Source organism: Pseudoalteromonas aquimarina, from assembly GCF_049257255.1.
In the GTDB taxonomy this organism is placed as follows: Bacteria; Pseudomonadota; Gammaproteobacteria; order Enterobacterales; family Alteromonadaceae; genus Pseudoalteromonas.
The window spans coordinates 1-6,218 of sequence record NZ_JBMMUG010000017.1; the positions used below are offsets into that span (position 1 = coordinate 1).

Sequence of the window (6,218 nt, forward strand, 5' to 3'; positions counted from 1 at the left end):
ATCTAAGCCATTATCGTATTCATACTTATTGGTCAGTCCATCACCGTCTGAGTCACCATTTGCATCAGCTACAACAGGGTTGGTTCCGTTAGCAACTTCCCAACCATCCGGTAAACCGTCATTATCTGAATCTGTGTCTGTGATATCTGTTCCAAGATTTTTCTCAGTAATATTATTTACACCATCACCATCTGAATCTAACGTGCCGCTTATATTGTAAGTAACAGATGTGGATACACCAGCAAAGTCGCTAAAGGAGTACAACATATAATGCAACTCTGCATTTGCAGTTTGATTTGAACAGGTCTCATTATTACCGCTATTCCAAGAGCGGCAATCAAAGGTCGCTCTAGTTGGAGCTTGACCTGAACGCGTATATAAATCCGCATCACCTGTTCCGCCAGAAGATGAAACTGTTACGTCAGAAGCACCTTCAGGAATAATAATACTGCGTTGAATTTCATTACCAGCGCTCGCGGCTAAATTAGCTTCAGTATGGGTAATCAAAATTTCATCATCAAATGAGATTGAAACGTGGTACTCACCACCGTTACCATAGTCATCAAATCCAGTAGTCCAATTCTCATCTGGCGTTTGCGCTTCGACATGAATAGAGTACGTGCCAGGTGCAAAATCATTTGTATACGTAAAATAATCATTAAGCGGAGTAACATTAGCAACCGTTGCGGAAGTATGAGTTGCAATTACCTCTCCTTGGTCGTTTTTCAGTGTGACCTTGAATGTTAAATTGGCAGCTCTTGTTTCACCTTCAACTCCCAGTGAAGACTGAACCTGAACCTTTGCAATTGATTGTGTTGCAATGTTAAATTCAAACACATCAACATCGACAACATCGTTTATCCCGCTTGGTGTTATTTGTGCATAATAACCACTTTCAGGTACTGATAAATTTGTAGCTGACCCTGAAGAATTTGCTACATCATCATCTAACACTCCTAACACATCTCGAAGGATAGTTAGATCGTTTTGTGATGAATTATTTGCATCAGGATAATCACCTTTACTCCATTGAACGTAAGATTGGCCAAATGGAGCCCCCATCACAGGTCCCCACACACCATGACCACCATAATAGCCTTTGCCTGACGTTCCGTGGTGAGAAAGTCCCATTTGATGGCCTGACTCGTGAGAGTGGGTCATCCCCATTGAACCCGCTGATAAATTCCACGTCCACCCAGTTTTGTAGTAATCCGAATCTAATCCAAATATACCTACATAAGCTACACCACCCGCTGAATTTGGGTAGAATGTATCTCTTGTCGCTGTTGTTGTGGCAATAATTTGACTGCGATTTACCACAGGGGTGTTGTTGTAAACACTCTGGCTAGTTGTAATATTTACATCAAATGGCGCATAATCTTCAGCCATTTCCTTCCATGCTAACCACATTAAGTAGCGTTCATTGTCAGAAAAGCTAGATGTATTCCCATCTGTATCAAATGGATCATAACTGATGGAATTTCCACTGTTATATGCATCATTCCAACGCGTTCCTGAGAGAGTCCCCCCCCAGTTATTGATGTATATAACATTTGTCGCACCAGGACGACTCTGTAATCCTTGTAATGTAGTTAAGTCAGGTGTTAATTCAGAACTTAAAGGAAAGTTTAATGGAGAATTTGTGTTTTGTGCCTCTGGGAATTCAGCACACTGATAGCTTGCAAAATCTTGCTCAACAAGCACCCCTTCACCTTGAGAATTTAACTCAACATTATATATTTTATTGTTCTTTGCATCAGTAATAAATAAACTTTTTATATCTCCATTTAAGATGGACATCTCAATACTACCAGCGCCTTTTTCAAGGCTTGCAATCAATTTTGCTGAACTTAATATTTCGCCTTCTCGCTTCGGTATGCCATTAGGAAGTTCAGTCGTTACCTTTGCATTGTAAATATTGGTTTGATTGGGAAAGTTAACTTCAAACTTTGATCCCAAGGTCAGTAAGTTATCAGCGTTTTGATTAATTTTTATTGTTGTTGCTTTTAAACTATTCTCAGAAGAAGCTGTTTGCGTATTTTTACTTACTGCGTCGCTTGCTGTATAAGAAAATAAGTGATTCTCAGTGCTTGAATTTGCATTATTTGCAAAAGCAATCAAAACAGCACTCAATATACCTATTTTTTTCATTACTTTTTACCTATTACATACATCTCTGTTCTAATAATAAACAATTAAGTATTAAAACTCACCTCGTTTGTTGAAATTATTTCATTCAAAGAGCGCTGTATCACTAGGTGTATTTTCTGTCTTTAACTTGATAACGGTAATGATGAATTTAGAAATAAACTAAAATGCTCGAAAAGCTATATTTATTATTAAGTTTTTTTTTTGAAGTGGGTTACGTTAGACTTGCTTTACCAAAAACCATTTAAGTACAAAATGTTCTCTAATACTAAGAATCACCTAGGCTTTTTGATTTTAGCTATCCTTGCAGTATATTCCTTAAGTCTTAATGCCCCATTTTATTTAGATGACTTTAGAAGTATTCAGGAAAACTATCTTTTACAAACAGGTTCAGTACAAGACTTTTTTCTGCAAAACCGTTTTATTGGCACTATGACATTTTTTGTACAAGAAAAGTTGGGAATAAACTCTGTTTTAGAGTACAGATTGGTCAATATTTCAATTCACATTTTAAATACTTTTTTAGTATACCTCTTAGTTAATAGCTTGCTAAGTTTGTGCGGTAAAGAAAATAAAACAATTGCTTTTTTTTCTGCTTTGATTTTTGCAATACACCCTTTGAATAGCCAACCGGTTATTTATATTGTTCAACGTTACAGCTTGATGTCTGCATTCTTTTATTTACTTTGTACTCTTACATATATTGAGTTTCGAAAAGCAATTAATACAAAGCATATAACAAGGACTTTAAGTTTTGTTTTAATTTTAATTATTTCAATGTTTTTAGGTTGGTTCAGTAAACAAAACTTCATATCAGTTATTTTTGTATTAGTTATATTAGAAATTTTATTTTTCAAACGCGATAAGTCATATAAAACACTTTATAGCTCACTCCTATTTTTAGGAGTCTCTTTACTAATTGTAAGTTTAACTACAGAAAGTGGGAAAGAGTTCATTAAGTTAATCGACAGCGCATCCAGAGAAACAAAAGACATTTCTAGACTTGATTACTTTTTCGCTCAGCTGAATATACTCTGGATTTATATTGGTAAGTTTTTTGCGCCAATTGATCTACGCTTAGAATACTCAATATTCTCTAATTCATTTTCCAACTTAACTACAACTGTCAGTTTTATTGGGCATTTATGTCTATTAGTTAGTAGTATAGTGTTATTTAAAAAGCGTCCAGAAATAACCTTTGCTATATTATTCTTTTATTGCGGACACATGATTGAATCAAGCATTATTCCTATTCGAGATTTTGCATTCGAACATAGAACTTATATATCAAACTTTGCTCTATCTTTTTTATTGATATCTTTTGTTACTGAATGTGGCAAAGCATTTAACAAACAAAAAGAAGTAATGGCTCTTATATCAATAACTGTCGTTACGTACTCTGTTTTTACACTCCATCGAGCTGAAATGTGGTCAGATAAAGAGGCTTTTTTTGAGAATGAAGCATCATTGTCCCCAAAAAACCCGCGAGTGTTAACATCACTTGCAAAAATATATCGTAATAATGGAAAAGTTGATGAGGCAAATAGCACATTAGAGCTGGCATACAAGTATTCTAACAATAAATTAAGAGATGACGTGGCATCTAATTATTTTGCTATGTTAGTAGAGCAAAAACGCGTTAATGAAGCGACAGAAGTTGCAGAAAAACTACTTCCTCAAACCAAAGATCTACTATCGAAAAACCAAATATTACATAACTTGGGTGCACTATATTTTCAGCTTGGAAACCTTGAACAAGCAAAGAACTATTTTAAGAAAGTTTGTAATAGTAAAAAACCGCTTCCAGAATCATATTACTCTTTAGCTATTATCGCTCTGAAAGAAAAAGATTTATTAAAAGCCGAGTCAGTTTTGCGCAAGTTGGTAAACTTTGCACCAAATTATGAGGCTGGAAATCAGCTTTATCTAAAAGTTTTAGAAGCTAAAAAAATGATTAATAGAAGAGTTAAGTAACTCTTCTATTTTAGCACCTTTAAATGTTTTGGGCGGTTGTTCCAAACTAAGTCTTCAATACCTGAATTAGGTGAAAATGCAGTTGGTGCAGACAATAGCAAATCCCTAATGCGTTGGTGTTCAAAATTATGGCAAGCTTCATCTAGTTCATCTAAAAGAATCTTTAATTGACTCCAAGGTAAGTACTGTTCATGAGCAGTCATAATACGTTCATGCTTTGTACCACTCACGTTATCACCAATGAGCAACTCTTCATATAATTTTTCACCTGGACGGAGACCTGTAAATTCAAACTCAATAGTTCCTTGCTCACCTTTTTCATTGGCAACTTTATGTCCTGACAAGTGAACCATCTTAGTAGCCAAATCATGTATTTTTACAGGTTCCCCCATATCTAATACAAATACATCTCCTCCAAGTCCCATAGCCCCAGCCTGAATTACCAGCTGTGATGCTTCTGGTATGGTCATAAAGTAACGTGTTATTTCGGGGTGCGTGATTGTAATTGGCCCCCCTTGTTCAATTTGTTTTGTGAACAAAGGTACAACTGATCCTGAAGAACCAAGTACATTACCAAATCTAACCATGCAAAAGCGGGTTTTATGATGTTCATTTGAAAGTGCTTGTAATACTAACTCAGCCATTCTCTTTGTTGCACCCATGACATTTGTGGGCCTCACAGCTTTATCGGTGGAAATAAGAACAAATGTTTCAACTTTGGCTGCTATAGCAGCCTTTGCAACGGCTAATGTTCCAAAAACATTATTTCTTACACCTTCGACTACATTAAACTCTACCAAAGGAACATGTTTATAAGCTGCTGCATGATATAAAGTTTGAACAGAGAATGACTCTATCACCGCATTTAAACGATTTTCTCTTTGAACAGAACCAAGTAAAGGAAAAACTTCTACATTTAATGATAATTGCTCCTTTAATTCGAGAAGCTCTTTATCAATACTGTATAGTGCATATTCTGAAAGCTCGAACAGAATGAGTTTTTTTGGACCAATCTTAATAATTTGACGACACAATTCTGATCCTATAGATCCTCCTGCGCCAGTAACCATAACAATTTTATCAACAATATTTGCTTTTAATAAGCTTTGTTCTGGAGATACCGGTTTACGACCTAGCAAATCATTAACGTTGACATCATGTATATCATCAATTTTGTGCTTTCCTTGAATTAAATCATTAATACCAGGAATACTTTGAACTTTAACTGGAAGGTGCTCTAGTTCAAGTAATATAGCTTTTCTTCGCTGTATATCCACACTCGGGATCGCAAGCAGTAATTTGACTGGTGACAGGTTTTCAATCACATTTACCAACTGTTTATGGGCGTAAATACGCTTGCCTAAAAGTTTTTTTCCAACTTTGGATTCATCTTCATCAATAAACGCAGCTACGAAAAACTCTTTTCCATTATTCAATGCAATTGCAAGTTGCTCACCAGCAGAGCCTGCTCCGTAAATAACCACTTTTTCTTTTTGAGACAAATTTTTGGAGTTAAGTAAAGCCTTGAATGCAATTCGACTGCCCCCTACCAAAAGGGCTAATTGAACTCCATAAAAATAAGGAACACTCTTGACGATTGCAACGTCAAGATAAAACGCTGTCATGACCAAAACAGCAACAGAAGAAAGAATACCGCTAGACACAACGATTAGAACTTTTGTATCAATGTAGTTCAAAACTGCATTGTAAAGACCTATTTTTATAAAAACGATTAAAGACGCTAGGTTTACAATAACACAAAGAGCAAACATATTATCATTCAGAATGTTTCCGCTTGATTGGAAAAGGAAGACTGAACTCCAAAATGACATATTTATAAAAATAACATCTGCAATAAGTGCAGGAAATTTAATTTTTAAATCAGCCATAATTCTTAACTTTTTTGATACTTTCACGCATATTTTCCGTAAAGTTTATTACTTTGAATAATAACATGGCAACTAAAGTAAATTACATAAAAAAGCCGGTTGATTTGCTTTAATCAACCGGCGTTTCTTTCTACTACTTGCTATTAAAAGCGGTTACTAAAATCCACCGAGTTCAAAAGCGTATTCAATAATGTCGCCTCATCATTA

3 protein-coding genes are annotated in these 6,218 nt (G+C 35.4%); 1 reads left to right on the top strand and 2 read right to left on the bottom strand.

Going from position 1 to position 6,218, the window contains the following annotated elements:
• Window positions 1-2,151, bottom strand: a 2,151-nt coding sequence (locus tag AAEU29_RS20950) for a pre-peptidase C-terminal domain-containing protein (RefSeq protein ID WP_421975114.1), incomplete at its 3' end; no start/stop codon positions are given.
• Between the two features lie 201 nt (window positions 2,152-2,352).
• Between AAEU29_RS20950 and AAEU29_RS20955 the strand changes: the two genes are divergently transcribed.
• Window positions 2,353-4,122, top strand: a complete 1,770-nt coding sequence (locus AAEU29_RS20955; protein ID WP_421975115.1) for a tetratricopeptide repeat protein — start codon at window positions 2,353-2,355, stop codon at window positions 4,120-4,122.
• A 5-nt stretch (window positions 4,123-4,127) separates the two neighbouring features.
• On the opposite strand, the gene AAEU29_RS20960 is transcribed toward AAEU29_RS20955, so the two are convergent.
• Window positions 4,128-6,011, bottom strand: coding sequence for a polysaccharide biosynthesis protein (locus tag AAEU29_RS20960; RefSeq protein ID WP_421975116.1), 1,884 nt, complete (start codon window positions 6,009-6,011; stop codon window positions 4,128-4,130).
• Window positions 6,012-6,218 lie beyond the last annotated feature (207 nt).